General features: G+C 67.4%; 18 protein-coding genes. 14 read left to right on the forward strand and 4 right to left on the reverse strand.

The genetic code is table 11. The annotated features are described in order from the left end of the window. Positions 1–54: 54 nt before the first annotated feature. Entirely contained in the window at positions 55–297 is a 243-nt protein-coding gene (locus ACZ5V4_RS15000; protein ID WP_464315675.1) for a hypothetical protein, read from the forward strand. Between the two features lie 42 nt (positions 298–339). Here the strand turns inward: ACZ5V4_RS15000 and ACZ5V4_RS15005 are convergent, their stop codons facing one another. Next, complete coding sequence (locus tag ACZ5V4_RS15005) at positions 340–999, reverse strand: FkbM family methyltransferase (protein ID WP_464315676.1); 660 nt, start codon at positions 997–999, stop codon at positions 340–342. Positions 1,000–1,161: 162 nt separating this feature from the next. Between ACZ5V4_RS15005 and ACZ5V4_RS15010 the strand changes: the two genes are divergently transcribed. After that, positions 1,162–1,572: a tetratricopeptide repeat protein gene (locus ACZ5V4_RS15010; protein WP_464315677.1), complete on the forward strand. Its 411-nt coding sequence runs from the start codon at positions 1,162–1,164 to the stop codon at positions 1,570–1,572. Positions 1,573–1,813: 241 nt separating this feature from the next. On the opposite strand, the gene ACZ5V4_RS15015 is transcribed toward ACZ5V4_RS15010, so the two are convergent. Together ACZ5V4_RS15015 and ACZ5V4_RS15020 are read right to left on the reverse strand one after the other, a co-directional pair. Then, complete coding sequence (locus ACZ5V4_RS15015; protein WP_464315678.1) at positions 1,814–3,274, reverse strand: ATP-binding response regulator; 1,461 nt, start codon at positions 3,272–3,274, stop codon at positions 1,814–1,816. A 212-nt stretch (positions 3,275–3,486) separates the two neighbouring features. After that, positions 3,487–3,732: a hypothetical protein gene (locus ACZ5V4_RS15020; RefSeq protein ID WP_464315679.1), complete on the reverse strand. Its 246-nt coding sequence runs from the start codon at positions 3,730–3,732 to the stop codon at positions 3,487–3,489. Between ACZ5V4_RS15020 and ACZ5V4_RS15025 the strand changes: the two genes are divergently transcribed. From ACZ5V4_RS15025 to ACZ5V4_RS15045, 5 genes are all read left to right on the forward strand, one after another. Continuing rightward, positions 3,707–4,924: an ammonium transporter gene (locus ACZ5V4_RS15025; RefSeq protein WP_464315680.1), complete on the forward strand. Its 1,218-nt coding sequence runs from the start codon at positions 3,707–3,709 to the stop codon at positions 4,922–4,924. The genes ACZ5V4_RS15020 and ACZ5V4_RS15025 overlap by 26 nt on opposite strands. 19 nt (positions 4,925–4,943) lie before the next feature. Further along, positions 4,944–5,282, forward strand: coding sequence for a P-II family nitrogen regulator (locus ACZ5V4_RS15030; protein WP_464315681.1), 339 nt, complete (start codon positions 4,944–4,946; stop codon positions 5,280–5,282). Between the two features lie 54 nt (positions 5,283–5,336). Next, a complete protein-coding gene (glnD, locus tag ACZ5V4_RS15035; protein WP_464315682.1) occupies positions 5,337–7,913 on the forward strand; it encodes a [protein-PII] uridylyltransferase in 2,577 nt (858 codons plus the stop codon). A gap of 63 nt (positions 7,914–7,976) precedes the next feature. After that, the gene (locus tag ACZ5V4_RS15040; RefSeq protein WP_464315683.1) at positions 7,977–8,627 is read left to right on the forward strand and encodes a peroxiredoxin; all 651 of its coding nucleotides are present in this window, start codon (positions 7,977–7,979) and stop codon (positions 8,625–8,627) included. 31 nt (positions 8,628–8,658) lie between these two features. Further along, positions 8,659–8,856, forward strand: coding sequence for a hypothetical protein (locus ACZ5V4_RS15045; protein ID WP_464315684.1), 198 nt, complete (start codon positions 8,659–8,661; stop codon positions 8,854–8,856). A 417-nt stretch (positions 8,857–9,273) separates the two neighbouring features. Here ACZ5V4_RS15045 and ACZ5V4_RS15050 read toward each other — a convergent pair whose 3' ends face one another. Beyond that, positions 9,274–11,253, reverse strand: a complete 1,980-nt coding sequence (locus ACZ5V4_RS15050) for a peptidase U32 family protein (protein ID WP_464315685.1) — start codon at positions 11,251–11,253, stop codon at positions 9,274–9,276. A gap of 208 nt (positions 11,254–11,461) precedes the next feature. On the opposite strand from ACZ5V4_RS15050, the gene ACZ5V4_RS15055 reads away from it, so the two are divergent. From ACZ5V4_RS15055 to rplS, 7 genes are all read left to right on the forward strand, one after another. Then, positions 11,462–12,652, forward strand: coding sequence for a pyridoxal phosphate-dependent aminotransferase (locus ACZ5V4_RS15055; RefSeq protein ID WP_464315686.1), 1,191 nt, complete (start codon positions 11,462–11,464; stop codon positions 12,650–12,652). A 103-nt stretch (positions 12,653–12,755) separates the two neighbouring features. Beyond that, positions 12,756–14,213, forward strand: coding sequence for a signal recognition particle protein (gene ffh, locus ACZ5V4_RS15060; protein ID WP_464315687.1), 1,458 nt, complete (start codon positions 12,756–12,758; stop codon positions 14,211–14,213). A gap of 91 nt (positions 14,214–14,304) precedes the next feature. Then, entirely contained in the window at positions 14,305–14,550 is a 246-nt protein-coding gene (gene rpsP / locus ACZ5V4_RS15065; RefSeq protein ID WP_464315688.1) for a 30S ribosomal protein S16, read from the forward strand. A 59-nt stretch (positions 14,551–14,609) separates the two neighbouring features. Continuing rightward, complete coding sequence (locus ACZ5V4_RS15070; RefSeq protein ID WP_464315689.1) at positions 14,610–14,843, forward strand: KH domain-containing protein; 234 nt, start codon at positions 14,610–14,612, stop codon at positions 14,841–14,843. Positions 14,844–14,862: 19 nt separating this feature from the next. After that, positions 14,863–15,393 carry a ribosome maturation factor RimM gene (gene rimM, locus ACZ5V4_RS15075; RefSeq protein ID WP_464315690.1) on the forward strand — a complete coding sequence of 177 codons (531 nt, stop codon included), beginning with the start codon at positions 14,863–14,865 and terminating at the stop codon, positions 15,391–15,393. 8 nt (positions 15,394–15,401) lie between these two features. Next, positions 15,402–16,679 carry a tRNA (guanosine(37)-N1)-methyltransferase TrmD gene (trmD, locus tag ACZ5V4_RS15080; protein WP_464315691.1) on the forward strand — a complete coding sequence of 426 codons (1,278 nt, stop codon included), beginning with the start codon at positions 15,402–15,404 and terminating at the stop codon, positions 16,677–16,679. A 36-nt stretch (positions 16,680–16,715) separates the two neighbouring features. Then, positions 16,716–17,069, forward strand: coding sequence for a 50S ribosomal protein L19 (gene rplS / locus ACZ5V4_RS15085; protein ID WP_464315692.1), 354 nt, complete (start codon positions 16,716–16,718; stop codon positions 17,067–17,069). Positions 17,070–17,233: the final 164 nt, after the last annotated feature.

A 17,233-nucleotide genomic window follows, 5' to 3' on the forward strand; every position in this document is an offset into this window, starting at 1 on the left:
TAGGATGGAACCCAAATTTCTCCCGCCAGCCAACCCCAACCCAAGGAGGACGTCATGCCAGCGGAACTGCGGACGTTCGTCAACGCGCTGAAAAGCGCCATGCCCCAGTGCATCAAGAACGACGAGGACGCCGCCCAGGTGGTCACGGTGGTGGGCGCCGTGATCACCAACGCCCTCAAGAACAGGGACAGCGCCTATCTCGAAGGGATAGGCGAGTGGAGGAGCGAATCCGCCGGAGGCAAGAAGAACGTGATCTTCACCCCGGACAGGATGCTGATCGACGCCGCCAACGAATAGGCGCGCGGGCCTGGGCGTCCGGGGGGCGGCGGCTCCCCGGGCTCAGGCGCGGCGGAAGAGGGCGTCGGCCGCCACCAGCGCGCCCGAGCCGTCCCGCCACGGGCCGTAGAGCCCGAGCAGCGTGAACCCCCTGTCTTCCATCCAGGCGATCACGTCCCGGGCCAGGGGCTGGCCCTCGTAATGCTCCCGGGAGGAGACCTCGCACAGCACCGCCCTGACCCCCTCCAGCACGCCGGACGCGCCTTTCAGGGCCTCCAGCTCGTAGCCTTGCAGGTCGAGCTTCATGGCCGCGGGGGCGGCGTCCAGGTCCTGGTCCAGCCGGACCACGGAAACCTCCACCACCTGGGCGACGCCCATGGGCTTGTCCGCGTGCTTCTCGCGGATTGCCGAGGGCGCGAGAAACGACGAGCACGTGGCGCTCTCCAGCACGTGCAGCCGAAGAGGCCCGGGCGTGGAGCCGAGCCCTGCATGGCGCACGGCGACGCGCGGCTCGTCCGCGAAGCGCCGGGCGAGCTTGCGCGCGAGCCTCGGTTGCGGTTCGTACGCGTAGATTCGCGCGGCGGGGAAAAGGTCGAGGAGCCTGGCCACGGTGCGGCCCTTGTTGGCTCCGCCGTCCACCACGTGCTGGGCGTACGCTCCGGCGGCGTCACGCAAGGCTTCCAGGGGGTCTGCGTCCAGGCAGAGTGCTTCGAGGTCGTGCATGTTTTTTTCTAACACGGGGGTGGAATTTTCGAAATGGGCTGTTGACAATGAAAATCATTTTCATTTAAGAAGGGACCACGGCACGACGGCACATGGCGGGGCCGGAGCGAATTGGGTGGTGTCCGCCCCCGCCGTGCCGGCGCAAAGCCATGGAGGTGCGCCATGACCACGAAGTCGAGCATCGGCTGCAAGAAGACCCGGCCGAGAGACATGTTTCAGACCCTGCTTCGGCCCATGACCGAGCAACAGGCGGGTTGCTCCGGCGGCGGATGCAGGGCCAAGGCCCTGACCCGGCTGAACCGGGAGGGCATGGCCGCCTGCCAGACGGGCGAACTCGATCACGCCAGCGACCTTCTGTCACAGGGCATCGACCTGGCGCGCAAGGCCGGGACGTCCATGTACGAGGCCAAGCTGCGCAACAACCTGGGGCTGGTGCACCTGCTGGCCGAACGCCGGGACGAGGCCGCCGGAGAGTTCGGCCGGGCACTCGAACTGGTCGAAGGCAAGCTCGGCCGCGAAAATCCGCTGTTCCGCAAAATAGAGGGCAACCTCAACCAGGCGCTCTGCGCCTAGCTCCGCCCGGACGGCCGAACGGGCGGCGATACTCGGCAAGGCTCCCTGCAACCCACACAGGAGGAACTGCCTATAGCGGATGCGAACCCACCCCCCCCCCGATACCCAAGAATGTTGAATGAAGAAGCCCCGGAAGGCGCACGCGCCTTCCGGGGCTTCTTCGTTTTTCCCTCGCGCCGTCGCCGTGCGGCCGCTTCGAGACAAATTTGGCGATTTCAGTGAAAATGACGGAAACGGTAAACTAGTTCCCTGCTTCGGCCCCCCGGAGCCCGGCGCGCGGCACGGACATGGTGAACATCCCTTTGCCGTCCTTCTGCTCGAACGAGAGCGAGCCCCCCATGGTGCGCAGGAGGCGGTAGCAGAAGGGGAGGCCGATGGTGTCCCCGCCTTCGTCGAAGGGCAGGAAGACCTTCTCCACGTCCTCCACGGCCCGGGCCTGGTCCGCCCCGACCTCCACGTGCATGAAGCCCTCGCTGGCGAAGCTCCTGATCCACATCTCCCCCTTGGGCGGCATGGACCCGATGCTCGAGCGCACCAGGTTGATCACCACCTGGGTGAGCAGGTCCGGGTCCTCCTCCACGGTGGACACGGCGTTGTCGGTCTCGAGCCTCGGCACCACGCCGTTGGCCTCCAGTTCGGGGGCGAGGAGCTCCAGGCAGTCCTGGACGATGTCGGCGAGCTTCACCTTGGCGCGGTGCATGCGCACGGGGCTCAGGTAGTCGCGGATGCGGTCGAGGATGCGCTCCAGGCGCTGCGACTCGCCGAAGATGATCTCGGCCTCGGCCTGGCCCGGCTCCTTGCGCAAGAGCCTGCGGGCAAAGCCCCCGATGGCCACCAGCGGGTTTCGTATCTCGTGGGCCACCTCGGCGGAGATGGCCCCCAGGGTTTTGATCTTCTCCTTCTGCACCAGGTACTTCTCGAGCATCAGGCGGTCGGTGATGTCCACGATCACGCCCTCGACGCCCTGGCGCGGCTCCTCCTCGCCGCATCCCGGCAGCGGGATGGACTTGATGATGCCGTGCACCACCCGCCCGGACTTGTGCAGGAGCCTGCACGTTTTTGAAAATGTGAGCCCACAGTCGTTCAGGCTCTGGGAGAGCACGCGGCGCAACTGCTCGCGGTCTTCCGGGTGGATGCGCTTGAAGAGCCAGTCCGGCTCGGCCAGGGCCTCCTCCTGGGCGTAGCCCAGCATGGTCCGGCAGGCCCGGTTCACGAACCTGAGCGCCAGCTTCGCGTCCAGGCTGAAGATCACCAGGGGCACGTTCTGCACGAGGTTCGAGTACTTGGCCTCGGCGCGACGGACCTTCTCCGCCAACTCCTTGCGCTCGAAGATGACCGACACGGCGTGCTCGAGCAGGTCGAAGCTCTCGATGGGCTTGGTGATGTAGTCCCACGCGCCCAGGCGGAAGGCGCGGATGGCGTCCTGGAGGTCGGCGCGGCCCGAGACCACGATCACCGGGGTCTCGTCGCCGGACTCCTTCTTGTGCTCCAGGAAGGTGAGCCCGTCCATCACCGGCATGCGCAGATCCAGAAGCACGAGGTCGGGCTTGCGCTCGGCGAGCAGTTCCAGGCCTTCGACCCCGCTGGACGCCTCCAGCGCGGCGTAGCCCGAATCCTCGATCCAGGCGGCGAGAGTGGAGCGGACCGCCACATCATCGTCCACCGTGAGGATCACTCGTGAATTCGAGGGGGATTCGGCCATATTTTTTCCAGGGAGTTGTCGGATTCTTCCTTATGTTCTTTGTCCCAAACAGGCGTGGATGGCAAGCGGCGCGCGGAGTTCCTTCCTCGTTTTATGCCCGTCGATGGAGCTTTGGTGTAAAATGAAAAAATTTTGCATGTCTTGTAAAAAAATGGCAGAAGGTTTCCGGCGCTTGTTTGCAAATAAAAATTTATTATTCAAGCTATTTATCCTCAGTACATGACTGAAATGACATTTTTGAACAGCGTTGGTTGAAAATGAGCGGTTTCAGAAAAAACTTGCAAAAGTGTAAAAACGCCCCTATCTCTGAAGCCGTGCAGCCGAACCGGACGGAGCAGGCAGGAGCGACCCGGTTTTGAAAAGGCGCGCACCAGGCCTCCGGCGGGAGTGTCCCGCCGGAAGGCCACCATCGAAAACAGGAGGGTTTTTCTGATGAACGCGGCGGACACGGCATTCATTCTCATCTCGGCGGCCCTGGTGTTGCTCATGACCCCGGGCCTTGGCCTGTTCTACGGCGGCATGGTCCGCTCCAAAAACGTCCTGGCCACCCTCATGCACAGCTACGTGCTCATCGGGCTGATCTCCATCGAGTGGGCCATTCTGGGCTACTCCATGGCCTTCGGCTCGGACATCGGCGGCATCGTGGGCGGGCTCGACTTCCTCAACCTCGCTGGCGTCGGGCAGACCCCCCACGAGACCTACGCCAACACCGTCCCCCACCTGGCCTTCATGGTCTTCCAGATGATGTTCGCGGTCATCACCCCCGCGCTCATCACCGGCGCCTTCGCGGAGCGCATCAAATTCAGCGCCTTCCTTCTCTTCAGCCTGATCTGGGCCGTGGTGATCTACAACCCCCTGGCCCACTGGGTGTGGGGCGGCGGCTGGCTGGCCGGCATGGGCGCGCTCGACTTCGCGGGCGGCGCGGTCGTCCACATGAGCTCCGGCGCTTCGGCCCTGGCCTTCGCCATCTTCCTGGGCAAGCGCAAGAACTACGGCTCCGAGCCCTTCATTCCCCACAACCTGCCCATGACCATCCTGGGCGCCGGCCTGCTGTGGTTCGGCTGGTTCGGCTTCAACGCCGGCTCCGCCCTGACCGCCGGCGGCCTGGCTTCCTCCGCCTTCGTCACCACCCACCTGGCCGCCGGGGCCGCCTCGCTGTCCTGGATCCTGGCCGAGTGGATGCACCGCGGCAAGCCCACCACCCTGGGCCTGGCCTCCGGCGCGGTCGCTGGCCTCGTGGCCATCACCCCGGCCGCCGGTTTCGTCACCCCCATGGCCTCCATCGTCATCGGCCTGGTCGGGGGCGCGGTCTGCTACTTCGGTGTTAACATGAAGCACATCTTCAAGTACGATGACGCCCTGGACGTGGTCGGCGTGCACGGCCTCGGCGGCACCTGGGGCGCCCTGGCCACCGGCCTGTTCGCCACCAAGGAGGTCAACGAGGCCGGCAACAACGGCCTGCTCTACGGCAACCCCGAGCAGCTGTGGGTGCAGTTCGTCTCCTGCGTGGCCACCTGGGCCTTCTGCTTCGTGGGCACGCTGATCATCCTGGCCATCGTCAACGCCATCGTGAAGGTGCGCGTCTCCGAAGAGGAAGAGGTCAAGGGCCTGGACCTGACCCAGCACGGCGAAGCCGGCTACCAGAACTAAGGACGAAGGAGCCTAACCCATGCGTAAGATCGAGATCATCACCCGGCCCTACAAGCTGGAGGACATCAAGAAGGCCCTCACCGAAGCGGGCGTCAAGGGCATGACCGTCTCCGAGGTCAAGGGCTTCGGACGCCAGCGCGGGCACAAGGAGATCTACCGCGGAGCCGAGTACCAGGTCGACTTCGTGCCCAAGATCAAGATCGAGCTGGTGGTGGACGCCGCCATCGTCCCCGGGGTGCTCAAGGCCGTCGAGTCCTCGGCCCGCACCGGCGAGGTCGGCGACGGCAAGGTGTTCATCATCCCGGTGGAGGAAGTGGTCCGCATCCGCACCGGCGAAACCGGCAAGGACGCCATCTAACGCATCGAACCACCAAAGGGGGGCCGCCCGCGCGGCCTCCCTTTTTCACGCCCCATGCCCGAGAAAAAGCCCGATTCGGCCCAACGCCTGGAGGCGGGGCGCGCGAGGATCCTGGCCGAACCCGACCCGGGCCTCTGCCCCAAGCTCTCGGGACTCCACGACGCATACTTCCTCGACCGGGTGGGCGAACTCCCCCCGGCAAGGACCCCATTCGCGGTGGTCGCCGTGGGCGGCTACGGCCGGGCCGAACTCTGCCCGCGCTCCGACATCGACGTGCTGGTTGTCTACGCGGGCAAGGTCCCGGGCGAGGCGCGCGACCTGGCCAAGGCCCTCTTCTTTCCCCTGTGGGACCTGGGCGCGGACCTGGGCCACGGCGTGCGCTCCGTCAAGGAGTGCCTGCAGCTCGGCAAGAACGACTGGCAGGTGTTCGCCTCGCTCATCGACGCGCGTTTCCTGGCCGGAAGCCGCGCCGTCTTCGACGACTTCGCCTCCCAGCGCGACAAGCGCCTCCTCAAGGGCCGGGCGGAAGGCTTCAAGCAGTGGCTGGAAAGCCACAACCAGCGCCGCGAGTCCGCCTACGGCGACGCCTCGGGCATGCTCGAGCCCAACCTCAAGGAGGCCATGGGCGGCCTGCGCGACGTGCACCAGCTGCGCTGGCTCTCCAAGCTGGACGCCATGTCCGGCGGCGGGCTGGCCCCGGAGTGGCTCTCGCTCCTGGACTCGCACCTCTCTTTTCTGCTCACCGTGCGCAACCACCTGCACATCCTCGAGAACCGCAAGGAGGACCGCCTGAGCCTGGACGCCCAGCAGCGCCTGGCCCCGAGGCTCAAGTTCGAGGCCTCCGGCGAGATGAAGGACGTGGAGGTCTTCCTCACCGAGCTGCACCGGGTCATGGCCGAGATCCGCATCCTGCGCCGCGCCCTGTGGCCCATGCTCGGCCACGGGCCGGTCCAGCCAGGAACGCCCCGGCCGCTCGGCGGCAAGGTCGCGCTCACGCGCCACGGGCTCGACTTCGACCCCGCCCCCCGGGCGGGAGCCCGCCCCGAGGACGTGCTGGACATCTTCGGCCACGCCCTGCGCCTGGGCGAGCCCCTGGCCATCGGCGCGCGCCACGCCATCGAGAAGGGCCTGCCCGGCTTCGAGAGCTTCGCCGCCACCGACGAGGGCGGACGCCGCGCCTTCGGGCTTCTGGAAAAGGCCCTGCTCGACCCCCACGGCGGGGCCGCGCTCTCGGACATGCTGGAGACCGGCGTGCTCGGGGCCATCATCCCGGAGTTCGGCCGGGTGCAGCACATGGTGCAGTACGACGTCTTCCACATCCACCCGGTGGGCCGCCACACCGTGGAGACCATCCTTGAGATCAAGAAGGCGGCCCTGCCCGGCCACCCCTTCCACGAAACCTACGCCCGCCTGCCGCACCCGGAGCGCCTTCTCCTGGGCGCGATCTTCCACGACATCGGCAAGGGCCTGGGCGGCGGCCACTCCGAGAAGGGCGCGGACATCGCCCGCGACGCGCTCACCCGCCTGGGCGTCGACCCCGAGGCCGTGTCCGACGTCTCCTTCCTGGTGCTCAGGCACCTGATGCTGGCCGACGTGGCCATGCGCCGCGACATCACCGACCGCGACGTGCTCGCGGCCTGCGCCAGGCGCGTGGGCACGCCCGAGCGCCTGGACATGCTGTTGCTTTTGACCATGGCCGACTCAGTGGCCACCGGCCCCTCGGCCTGGAACGACTGGAAAGCGAGCCTCATCGGCGGGCTGGCCAGGCGCATCCGCTCAGTGCTCGAGGGCGGCGCGCTCTTCGACCGCTCCGACGCCCAGGCCATGGTGGCCCTGCGCGACACCCTGCGCGCCAAGGCCGGGAGCCTGTTCGGACAGGAGCGCATGCAGGCCTGCCTGGACGCCATGCCCGCGCGCTATCTGCTGGGCCGCGAGGCCCAGGACATCCTGGCCGACATGAAGATGGTCTCGGAGTTGGACGCAATCCTCGAGGAGGACTTCCGCATGCGCCCCTCCAGCGTGGCAGGGCGCGGCGTGGGCGTCATCGAGACCAAACCCTCCCCTGCCGGGGACGGCTGGGGCGTGACCCTGGCCGCCAGGCACCAGCCCGGGCTCTTCGCTGCCATGGCCGGGGTGCTGGCCCTGCACGGGGTGAACATCCGCTCGGCCGACTTCTTCCTCTGGGAGGACGGCACCGAGATCCACCACTACCAGACCGCCAACCCGCCCGAGGCGCTCTACGTGGAGGAACTCTGGGCCAGGGTGCGCCGCGCCCTGCGCTACACGCTCACGGGGAAGCTCTCCCTGGACTACCGCATCCAGGAGAAGCGCTCCTCCCCGCTGGCCCCCAAACAGCCGGACATGGGCATCCGCCCCCGGGTGCGGGTGGACAACGAGGCCTCGGAATACTTCACCGTGGTGGACGTGCGCGCGGCCGACCGCCTGGGGCTCCTCTACGACATCGCCGTGGCCCTGGATTCGCTTGGCCTGGAAGTGCACATGGCCAAGATCGACACCCACGGCCTGGAAGTGTTCGACCTCTTCTACGTGCGCGGCGAAAAGGGCCGCAAGGTGACCGACGGGGCGCGCCTCCAGGAGATCACGCGCATGGTGCTCGCGAGCCTCGCCTGAGGTGGACTTTCCAAGCCCGCCTGCGCTATGAAATGCGATCCCCGCCTTCCCACGGAGGACCGCATGGACCAGACAACCTGCCCGCCGCGCATCCCGCGCATCGGTGAACAAGCCCCGGCCTTCGAGGCAGAGACCACCCACGGCGTGCTGCGCCTGGAGGACTTCAAGGGTTCCTGGCTCGTCTTCTTCTCCCACCCGGCGGACTTCACCCCGGTGTGCACCACCGAATTCCTGGCTTTCGCAGAAATCCACGCCACGCTCCGGGAAAAAGGCTGCGAGCTGCTCGGGCTCTCCATCGACTCGGTGTTTTCGCACATCGCCTGGGTGCGGCGCATCGAGGAGGTCTTCGGCGCGAAGATCGAATTCCCCATCGTGGCCGACCTCTCGCGCAAGGTGGCCGAACTCTACGGCATGCTCATGCCCGGCGAGTCCGGCACCGAGGCCTCGCGCAGCGTGTTCGTCATCGACCCCGCCCAGGTGGTCCGGGCCGTGATCTGGTACCCGCTGACAACAGGGCGCAACATGGACGAGATCGTGCGCCTGGTGGACGCGCTCCAGACCACCGACGCCCACAAGGTGGGCACCCCGGCCAACTGGCGGCCCGGGGACAAGGTGATCGTGCCCGCGCCCAGGACCCAGGAGGCCGCGCAGGAGCGCGTGGCCGCCGGTGGCCCCGACTGCGTGGACTGGTTCTACTGCAAAAGGAGTTTGTGAGCCGATGGCCTGCCTCAAACCGGACGGGACGTTGACCGAGACTGGCCGCGCGGGGCTTGCCGCGCTTCGCGAATATGGCACCGAGGAGGAGGCCGCCCGCGCCTCCGGGCTGCCCATCTACAGGGTGCGGATGCTCGTGCGCGCGCTCGTGGACGAGGGACTTCTGGAAGAGCGCGGCGGACGCCTGGCCGCCACGCAGCTGGGAGAGGCCAAGCTGCTCCTGGCCTGAGGCGGTGCGCCGCCCCACGCCCCGGCAGGACTCCGTCCTGCACCCGCCGGGCTCCGCCCGGACCCGCAAGGGGGAGTGCCTCCCCCTTGACCCGGCAACGGCTTCGCGGGCTTCACTGTTGATCCGGACAGAGGTGCGGATAAGTCGCTCGCGGACCAGTGAGCCGGACACACGGATGCCAGGGGCGCGCGGGAGAGCCGCCGGGATCGCTCCCAAGGCGGCGCTCATCCCGGCGGACCGCCGTCGCCGCGAGCGGCGAGGGGTTGGATTTATTAAACGAATCGAAGGCCCCGTGATCCGCGCAAGCGGATCACGGGGCCTTCGATTATTCCAGGTGGGCGGTGATGCCCGCGAAGCCATTGAGGGTCCAGGGGGATCATCCCCCTGGCGGGTCCGGGCGGAGCCCGGTCTTCTCCCCTACAGCATGCCGATATCCCAGTTGAACACGCAGCCGCGCTCGTTGCGCTCGATGGTCTTGGGCATGGGTTCGCGCATGTGGATCAGGTGCAGGTACCCGGCGCGGGAGAGGTCGTCCTCCCTGGCGGTGAGGTCCAGCTCCCAGTTGGGGTAGATCCAGTAGTTCTGGCCGTAGCGGGTCATGAAGCAGACCTCGCCCTTGGGGCTGGAGATCGGCTCGCAGGCCTTCACGTCCTGGGTCATGGTCCGGCTGATGCCGAGCGGCCACAGCCCGGAGGTCACGATGCCGAGCGGCATGGGGCTCCTGCGGGGCAGGGCCATGATCTCCTCGCCGGAGAGCTCGGGGCTGACGACGGCCCCGTCGAAGCCCATGCCCCTGAGCTTTTCCAGCGCCAGGGGGCTGGCCACGTTGCAGAACGGCCCGGCCCACAGCTCCATTTCGCGGCGCTTGCGGCCGATGAGCCCGGTCTGCCAGGGCGCGTTCAGCACGAAGCGCTTGCCGCCGCGCTTGAGGATGAGCTCCAGGATGTCCGCGAAGTCCTTCTCCTCGTTGGGCCAGATCACCGGGGGCAGCCACCACCACGTGGAGGCCGCGCGCCCCAGCGGCAGGTGCTGGGTCTTGGTGGCCGACACCCACACGCCCGCCGCGCCCTTGGCCGGGCCCTTGGGGGGCTGGCGCCAGATGTGCACGGATTCGGCGCGCACGCCGCGCGGGGCCTTGTAGGGCTTGGGGAAGGCCGGCTCGAAGGAGGACTCGGGGGCTTCCACCTCGGGGATGCGCCTGAGCTCCGCCTCCAGGGCGTTTATGCGGCTCGAGAGCTCGGGCTCGCGGCGGTCGATGAGGAACACGCTCATGCCCGCGCGGGGGCGCTCCTTACCCTTGCCCGAAAGCGTCAGGTCGTAGCGGCCGCCCTTGGGGATGGGCCGCGTGACGCGCACCACCTGGTGCCCGGCCTCGTCCTCGTAGCCCAGGCGCAGGAGGTCGCCCGGCAGGAGCGGCTGGCGCGGGTTGATGAAGTACTTGCGGGCCGCGCTCATGGTCAGGCGGCCGATGAGCTGGCCGGAGCCGGTCTGGGCCAGGGAGTCCACGGGGTTGCGCGGCTTCTGGGGCAGGAAGGTGTAGTGGGTCACGGGCCTGCCCAGGGCCTGGTCGATGTAGGAGAGCGCGGCCTTCTTGGCGTGCGGGTCGTCCGGGGCGTCGCGCAGGATGCGGTAGGCCGTGGTCACGTAGAAGACGTAGTGGGGGCCTTTCTTGCGGCCCTCGATCTTCCAGGCCTTCACCTGGGGGATGGTCAGGAGCGCCTTGGCCAGCACGTCCAGGGAGAGGTCCTGGCAGGAGAAGTAGCGCCCGGGCTGGCCCTTGCGGGTGTAGACGCGGCGGCAGGGCTGCACGCAGCGCCCGCGCAGGCCGCTCTTGCCGCCGAAGAAGCTCGACCACCAGCAGCGGCCCGAGACGTTGTGGCACAGCGCGCCGTGCACGAAGGCCTCCAGGGAGACGTTCTCGGGGCAGGCCTCGGCCATCAGGCGCATCTCGTCCACGTTGAGCTCGCGCGGCAGCACCACGCGGCTGACGCCGAGCGAGGGCATGAGCGGCAGCGCGGACTGGGAGGACACGTTGGCCAGGGTGGAGAGGTGCAATTCGCCCGCGAAACCGGCCTGGCGGGCCACGGAGACCATGCCCAGGTCCTGGACGATCAGCGCGTCCGGGCGCACGGTGCGGGCCAGGCGGTCAACCAGGCGTCCGGCCTTGGCCTCCTCGCCCGGCTTGAGCAGGGTGTTCATGGCCACGTAGACCTTGCGCTCTTTCTGGTGGGCGAGCGCGGTCAGCCGGGCCAGTTCCTGGATGGAGAAGTTGTCGGCCTGCATGCGCGCGGAAAAATGCTTGAGGCCGCAGTAGACGGCGTCGGCTCCGGCGGAAATGGCGGCGAGGAAGCTGTTGGCGTCGCCGGCGGGGGCTAGGATCTCGGGGGTGTGGTTCATGGGGCGTAATGTAATGATCGAAACGGGTTTGTGAATGCCCGCGCGTGGGCGCGAGGCTGCCGGCAACGCATGATGTCGCGCCCGGGGGGCGCACTTTTTCAAAGAGAGGCGGCGGGGGATGTATCCGCAAAGAGCCGACTTGGCAAGCTTGAAGTGAAGGGGCAAGCGCGCTATCTTCACCCGTTGCAAATTACCTAGGGAGCATCACATGAAGCTGTTGTCCGGCGAAATCGCCGACGCCCTGTCCAAGGGCTCCTGGATCAGGCGCATCTTCGAGCAGGGCGCGGAGATGAAAAAACTCTACGGCGTCGACCGCGTCCACGATTTCAGCCTGGGCAACCCCGACCTGCCGCCCCCGCCGGTGGTGGGCGAGTGCCTGGCGGACCTGGCCACGCGCGCGGGCGAGCCCTTCGCCTTCGGCTACATGCCCAACGCCGGCTACCCCCACGTGCGCGAGGCCCTGGCCGCCCAGGTCAGCGCCGAGCAGGGCGTCACGTTCGAGGGCTCGGACCTCCTGCTCACCTGCGGCGCGGCCGGGGGCATCAACGCCTTCTTCCGGGCCGTGCTCAGCCAGGGCGACGAGGTGATCTGCCCCAGGCCTTATTTCGTCGAGTACGGCTTCTACGTGGGCAACCACGGCGGCAGGCTGGTCACGGTGCCCGCCAGGCTGCCCTCGTTCGACCTGGACGTGGACGCCATGCTGGGCGCGGTGACCGAGCGCACCCGCGTGGTCATGCTCAACTCGCCCAACAACCCCACGGGCTGCATCTACTCCAAGTCCACCCTGCGCCAGCTGGCCGAGGGGCTCACGCGCCTGAACGAGAAGCGCGAGCGCCCCATCCTGATCCTCTCCGACGAGCCGTACCGCTTTTTGGCTTACGGCGGGGCCGAGGTTCCCTCGCTGCCGAAGATATACCCGTACACGGTGGTGGTCAGCTCCTTTTCCAAGAACCTGTCCTTGGCGGGCGAGCGCATCGGTTACGTGGCCGTGGCCCCGGACATGCCCGGCAAGGCGGAGCTCATGAACGGCGTCGTGTTCACCAACCGCATTCTGGGCTACGTCAACGCCCCGGCCATCGGCCAGGCGCTCCTGGTGCGCGCCTTGGGCCATCAGGTGGACGCCTCGGTCTACGCCGAGCGCCGCGAGGCCATGGCCAAGGTGCTCAGCGCGGCCGGGTACGAGTACGCCATGCCCGCCGGGGCGTTCTACTTCTTCCCCAAGGCTCCTGGCGGCGACGACGTGGCCTTCGTGGGCAAGCTCTGCGAGCAGCGCGTGCTGGCCGTGCCCGGCACGGGCTTCGGCATGCCGGGCTACTTCCGCCTGACCTTCTGCGTGGACAGGAAGGTGATCGAGGGCGCGGCCGAGGGCTTCGCGCGCGCGATCATGGGCGTGGAGTAGGGCAGGGCGGCCATTCGCCGCGACCCCTTGACTTGACGGCCCTCCCCGGCTAAGGGGGAGGGCTTATTTTTTCCGCCACGCAAGAAAGGGCCAAGAAGGGACCATGTTCGAAAGCCTGCAAGACCGCTTAGAGTCGGTATTCAAGAAGATACGCGGCCACGCCCGCCTGGATGAGGACAACATCCAGGAGGCCCTGCGCGAGGTGCGCCTGGCCCTTCTGGAGGCCGACGTCAACTTCAAGGTGGTCAAGGCCTTCACGGAACGCGTGAAGGAGCGGGCCCTGGGCCAGGACGTGCTCAAGTCCCTGACTCCGGGCCAGATGGTGGTGAAGATCGTCCACGAGGAGATCCTGGCCCTGCTCGGGGGCGAGGCCCAGACCGTGGACTTCAAGCAGAAGCCGCTGGTGATCATGATGGTCGGCCTGCAGGGTTCGGGCAAGACCACCACCACCTCCAAGCTGGCCCTGTGGTTCCGGCGGCAGCACAAGCGCAAGCCGTACCTGGTCCCGGCCGACGTCTACCGCCCGGCGGCCATCGACCAGCTGCACAAGCTGGCCTCGCAGCTGGACGTGCCCGCGTACCAGTCCACCACGCAGATGAACCCCGTGGACATCTGCCGCGACGCCGTGGCCAAGGCCACGGAGGCCGGGCACGACGTGGTCATCCTGGACACCGCCGGCCGCCTGCACATCGACGAGCCCCTCATGGAGGAGCTTCAGGCCATCAAGGCCGCGGTGAACCCGCACGAGATTCTCTTCGTGGCCGACGCCATGACCGGCCAGGACGCGGTCACGGTGGCGGCCAGCTTCAACGAGCGCCTGGACATCTCGGGCGTGGTGCTGACCAAGATGGACGGCGACGCGCGCGGCGGCGCGGCCCTCTCCATCAAGGAAGTCACGGGCAAGCCCATCAAGTTCGTGGGCATGGGCGAGAAGGCCTCGGACCTGGAGATCTTCCACCCGGACCGCGCGGCTTCGCGCATCCTGGGCATGGGCGACATCCTCTCGCTCATCGAGAAGGCCCAGGAGGAGTTCGACGCCACCGAGGCCCAGGAGATGGAGCGCAAGCTGCGCCAGGCCCAGTTCACCCTGGACGACTTCCGCACGCAGATGCGCAGGGTGAAGAAGCTCGGGTCGTTGGAGACCATCCTCAAGATGATCCCGGGCATGGGCAAGCTGACCAAGCAGCTGGGCGAGATCCAGATGCCCGAGAAGGAGATGGCCAGGCTCGAGGCCATCATCAGCTCCATGACCAAGCGCGAGCGCGTGGAGCCCAAGATCATCAACCAGAGCCGCAAGGAGCGCATCGCCAAGGGCTCCGGCGTGCAGGTTGGCGACGTGACGGCTTTGCTCAAGAATTTCGACCAGATGCGCATGATGATGCAGCGCATGATGGGCGGGGGCAAGATGCCCAAGATGCCCTCCATGCCGGGGGGGCGCATGCCCGCCGGAATGCCTGGGATGCCCGGCATGGCCGGGCTGGCGGGCGCCATGTCCGGCAAGGGCAGCCCCACCAAGAAGAAGAAGGACAAGGACAAGCGCAAGAAGAAGAAAAAGCGCTAGGGCCGCCTTCACGCGCCGCTCGCGGAGGGGCGCGGCGGGGTTGCCAGAACATGAAAACACGTTACATATCCTCATCGGGGGTGAACTGAGTATGGCCATGAAACTTCGACTCACGAGAATGGGTTCCAAGAAACGTCCCTTCTACCGCATCGCCGCCATGGACAGCGCGACCCGTCGCGACGGCCGCGCCCTGGAGTACGTGGGGTACTACAACCCCATGGTTGAGCCCGCCGAGATCAGCGTGGACGCCGAGAAGGTGGCCAAGTGGATCGCGTGCGGAGCCCAGCCCACGGACACCGTGGCCGCGCTTCTGCGCAAGGCCGGCGAGAAGCAGTAAGCTTCGTCCGGGCTGGATGCGGCGCCGGGACTGTGCCGAAAACACGGAGGCGCCAACACATGCTGAAGGACTTGATTGAATACGTCGCCAGGTCCCTCGTCGACAATCCCGACGCCGTGCAGGTGAAGGAGATCGAAGGCGAGCAGACCTCCGTGATCGAGCTCAAGGTCGCCAAAGAGGACCTGGGAAAGGTCATCGGGAAGCAGGGGCGCACGGCCCGGGCCATGCGTACGATCCTGGGGGCGGCGTCCACCAAGGCGCGCAAGCGCTCAGTGCTGGAAATCCTGGAGTAGCATCCGGGAGGAGCCGGGATTGAATCACCCCAAGCTGGTAGTCATCGGCGAGGTGGTCAAGCCTCACGGAATCCGGGGGGAGTTCAGCGTGGAGAACCACGCGGGCTCCCCCCAGCTCTATTCGCCGGGGGCCTTGATCGGGTTTCGCGCACCCAGGGGGCGGGAACGCTTCCTGGAGGTGCTCTCCTGCCGCCCGCACCAGGGCCGGCTTCTTCTTACCGTGGCCGGAGTGGCGGACCGCGACGCCGCGGAAAAGCTGCGCGGCATGGAGGTTGTGGTGAAGGCGGACGATCTGCCCGAGCTGGACGAAGGCGAGGTCTACCTGCACGAGATCGTGGGCTTCGAGGTCGTGCTCGAGGACGGCTCCAAGGTCGGCGTGCTGGAGGGCTTCGAGGACCTGCCCGAACAGGACGTCTGGCTGATCCGCTCGGAGAGCGGCAGGGAGATCCTGCTCCCCGCCACCGAGGAGACCGTGCCGGAGATCGACATGGACGCACGCCGCGTGACCATCGCGCCCCCGCCCGGGCTCCTGGATCTGTACCTGGCCTAGCCGCGCCCATGCGCTTCAACATCCTCACGCTTTTTCCGGAATTCTTCGATTCCCCCCTTTCCTGCGGGCTCATGGGCAAGGCCAGGGAGCAGGGGATAGTCGATTTCACGCTGAAAAACCCGCGCGACTTCGCCGAGAACAGGCACAAGTCCGTGGACGACCGGCCCTACGGCGGCGGTCCGGGCATGGTCATGGCGCTCCAGCCCCTGGTCTCGGCCCTGCGCTCGCTGGAGAACCCCGGGCGCGTGCTGATGCTCTCGCCCAGGGGCAGGCCCCTGATCCAGGCGCTCTCGCGCGAGCTGGCGGGCGAGGAGTCCCTGACCGTGCTCTGCGGGCGCTACGAGGGGATCGACGAGCGCCTGCTCGACCTTTTTCCGGTGGAACTCGTGTCCGTGGGCGATTTCGTGCTCTCGGGCGGGGAGTCGGCGGCAGTGTGCCTGATCGAGTCCGTGGCCAGACTCTTGCCCGGGTTCATGGGCAAGGAGGAGTCCGGGGAGGAGGAGAGCTTCTCGGCCGGGCTCCTGGAATACCCGCACTACACGCGCCCGGAGGTCTTCGAGGGGCTCAGGGTCCCGGACGTGCTCCTGGGCGGGGACCACGCCAAGGTGGCGGACTGGCGGCGGCGGCAGGCGCTCTCCCAGACCCTGGCCAGGCGGCCGGAGCTCCTGGCCGAGGCGAGGCTTGACGGCGCGGACAGGGCCTTCCTGGCCTCCGAGCCGCGCACGCTCCTGTCGCGCAACCTTTACGTGGCGCTGGTCCACGGACCGGTGCTCAACAAATTCGGCCACACCGTCACTGTGTCCTTGACCAACCTTGACCTCCACGATATAGCCCGCATTTCCCGAACGTACGCGATGGCGGGCTTCATGGTGGTCACTCCCCTGGAGGACCAGCAGGCCCTGGCGGCGACGCTGACCAGACATTGGACGGACGGACCGGGAGGCAGGGCCAACCCCGACCGCGCGGAGGCGCTGGGGAAGGTCCGGGTGACGGCGACCCTCGCGGAGGCCGTCTCCCAGGTGCGGGAAGCTTCCGGGCGCGACCCCTGGGTCCTGGCCACCAGCGCCAGGCCGGACGGGGCGGTCACCCCGGGGCAGGTGCGCGAAGCGCTCGGCTCGCGTCCCGCGCTTCTCGTGTTCGGAACCGGTTCCGGGCTCGCGCCCGAGGCCTTGGCGCTCACGCACGCGCTCCTGGCCCCGGTCAGGCCCTACGGCGGGTACAACCACCTCTCGGTGCGCAGCGCGGCCGCGATTCTCGCCGACCGGATATTGGGCGATATTTTTTAGGGCTTCCCGGCGAAGCCAGTCATAAGGAGACAGGCCATGGACATCATCCGTCAGATCGAGAACGAGCACATCCGCCTGGATATGCCCCAGTTCAAGCCCGGCGACACCGTGAAGGTGCACTTCCGCATCCTCGAGGGCGAGAAGGAGCGCATCCAGGTGTTCCAGGGCGCGGTGCTCAGGCTGCGCAAGGGTTCCACCAACTGCACCTTCACCGTGCGCAAGGTGTCCGACGGCGTGGGCGTTGAGCGCGTGTTCCCCATGCACTCGCCCTTCATCGAGCGCGTGGAGATCGTTGCCGAGGGCAAGGTCCGCCGCTCGCGCCTCTACTACCTGCGCAAGCTCAGGGGCAAGGCCTCCCGCATCAAGACCAAGAACGACTGGCACAACTAGTCCCCGTCGTCTTCTCCGGCCAGCTCCCGGCCGGGACGCATTCCATAGGGGGCCGGGGGAGAGCCTTTGCTTCGCAAGGGCTTTCCCCCGGTCTTTTTTCAAGGAGCCCCGCATGCGCCAGCACCCGGCAAGGCCCTTCCCGAGATGTCCGGCTTGCTATCCCG

The sequence above is a fragment of the Fundidesulfovibrio sp. YSD1 genome (assembly GCF_055397115.1).

Coding starts and splice junctions, on each gene's coding strand:
- ACZ5V4_RS15000 (WP_464315675.1), top strand. CDS start 55: ATGCCAGCGGAACTGCGGACGTTCGTCAACGCGCTGAAAAGCGCCATG.
- ACZ5V4_RS15005 (WP_464315676.1), bottom strand. CDS start 999: ATGCACGACCTCGAAGCACTCTGCCTGGACGCAGACCCCCTGGAAGCC.
- ACZ5V4_RS15010 (WP_464315677.1), top strand. CDS start 1,162: ATGACCACGAAGTCGAGCATCGGCTGCAAGAAGACCCGGCCGAGAGAC.
- ACZ5V4_RS15015 (WP_464315678.1), bottom strand. CDS start 3,274: ATGGCCGAATCCCCCTCGAATTCACGAGTGATCCTCACGGTGGACGAT.
- ACZ5V4_RS15025 (WP_464315680.1), top strand. CDS start 3,707: ATGAACGCGGCGGACACGGCATTCATTCTCATCTCGGCGGCCCTGGTG.
- ACZ5V4_RS15020 (WP_464315679.1), bottom strand. CDS start 3,732: ATGAATGCCGTGTCCGCCGCGTTCATCAGAAAAACCCTCCTGTTTTCG.
- ACZ5V4_RS15030 (WP_464315681.1), top strand. CDS start 4,944: ATGCGTAAGATCGAGATCATCACCCGGCCCTACAAGCTGGAGGACATC.
- glnD (WP_464315682.1), top strand. CDS start 5,337: ATGCCCGAGAAAAAGCCCGATTCGGCCCAACGCCTGGAGGCGGGGCGC.
- ACZ5V4_RS15040 (WP_464315683.1), top strand. CDS start 7,977: ATGGACCAGACAACCTGCCCGCCGCGCATCCCGCGCATCGGTGAACAA.
- ACZ5V4_RS15050 (WP_464315685.1), bottom strand. CDS start 11,253: ATGAACCACACCCCCGAGATCCTAGCCCCCGCCGGCGACGCCAACAGC.
- ACZ5V4_RS15055 (WP_464315686.1), top strand. CDS start 11,462: ATGAAGCTGTTGTCCGGCGAAATCGCCGACGCCCTGTCCAAGGGCTCC.
- ffh (WP_464315687.1), top strand. CDS start 12,756: ATGTTCGAAAGCCTGCAAGACCGCTTAGAGTCGGTATTCAAGAAGATA.
- rpsP (WP_464315688.1), top strand. CDS start 14,305: ATGGCCATGAAACTTCGACTCACGAGAATGGGTTCCAAGAAACGTCCC.
- ACZ5V4_RS15070 (WP_464315689.1), top strand. CDS start 14,610: ATGCTGAAGGACTTGATTGAATACGTCGCCAGGTCCCTCGTCGACAAT.
- trmD (WP_464315691.1), top strand. CDS start 15,402: ATGCGCTTCAACATCCTCACGCTTTTTCCGGAATTCTTCGATTCCCCC.
- rplS (WP_464315692.1), top strand. CDS start 16,716: ATGGACATCATCCGTCAGATCGAGAACGAGCACATCCGCCTGGATATG.